Here is a 1,100-nt window from a genome sequence, read left to right on the forward strand (position 1 = left end):
ACACCGTCCACCTCGCCGTCTACGAGGAGAACGAGGTGCTCTACATCGACAAGGTCGAGAGCCGCTACCCGGTCCGGATGTACTCGCGGATCGGCAAGCCCGTCGCGATCACCGTCGCCGCGGTCGCCAAACTGCTGCTCGCCGACCTGCCGGAGGCCGAGCGGCGGGCCATCGCCGACAGGCTCGACTACCCGATGTACACGCCCCGTTCGACGCCCAGCGCCGCCGCCTTCCTCAAGGAACTGGCCGCCGTGCGCGACCAGGGCTGGGCCACCGACCTCGGCGGCCACGAGGAGTCCATCAACTGCATCGGCGCCCCCGTCCGGGGCGCCGACGGGCGGGTCGTCGCCGCGATGTCGGTGTCCGCGCCGAACGTCGTCGTCACCGCCGAGGAACTCCTCACCCTGGTGCCCCTGGTGCGGCGCACCGCCGACGCCATCAGCCGCGAGTACTCCGGCGGCACCCCCCACCCGTCCGGCCCCGGCCCGTCCGGCGCCGTCACCCCGGGCGCCGCCGCCGGCGGCCCCGGCCCGTCCACCCGCACCACCCCGAGCGAGGATCGCCGATGACCCAGAAGACCGCCCTCACCCCGGCCACCCACACCACTCCGCCCGCGAAGTTCTCGCACGGCGTGCGCAAGGGCAACATCCTCCAGGTGGCCGGACAGGTCGGCTTCCTGCCCGCGGTGGAGGGCCAGGCCCCCACCCCCGCCGGCCCGACCCTGCGCGAGCAGACCCTCCAGACCTTCGCCAACGTCAAGGCGATCCTGGAGGAGGGCGGCGCGAGCTGGGACGACGCGATGATGATCCGCGTCTACCTCACCGACGTCGACCACTTCGCCGAGATGAACGGGATCTACAACGCCTACTTCGAGGAGCAGGGCCTCACCGCCCCGCCCGCCGCCCGCACCACCGTCTACGTGGGCCTGCCCAAGGGCCTGCTGATCGAGATCGACGTGCTGGCCGTCCTCGACTGAGCCGTCCCCCGACGGACGGGCCGTCCGTGCCGATCTGCTATTCGCTGGTCCGCAGCTTCGTCAGCGACGACGGGGGCGGCTTCGCGGGGTTCGACAACTACCGGGAGCTGTTCACCGACGACGG

At 72.2% G+C, this 1,100-nt stretch carries 2 protein-coding genes; both read left to right on the forward strand.

The genetic code is table 11. The features are described 5' to 3' along the window. Positions 1-569: IclR family transcriptional regulator (locus ABT092_RS30965; RefSeq protein ID WP_351249838.1), on the forward strand; the 569-nt coding region annotated here is incomplete at its 5' end. Further along, positions 566-976, forward strand: coding sequence for a RidA family protein (locus ABT092_RS30970; RefSeq protein WP_351249840.1), 411 nt, complete (start codon positions 566-568; stop codon positions 974-976). The genes ABT092_RS30965 and ABT092_RS30970, both read left to right, overlap by 4 nt. Positions 977-1,100: the final 124 nt, after the last annotated feature.

The organism is Streptomyces sp. NPDC002490, from assembly GCF_040296045.1.
Lineage (GTDB): Bacteria > Actinomycetota > Actinomycetes > Streptomycetales > Streptomycetaceae > Streptomyces.

Excerpts from the sequence above, each read along its gene's own strand:
- ABT092_RS30970 (WP_351249840.1), top strand. The coding sequence starts at position 566 with ATGACCCAGAAGACCGCCCTCACCCCGGCCACCCACACCACTCCGCCC.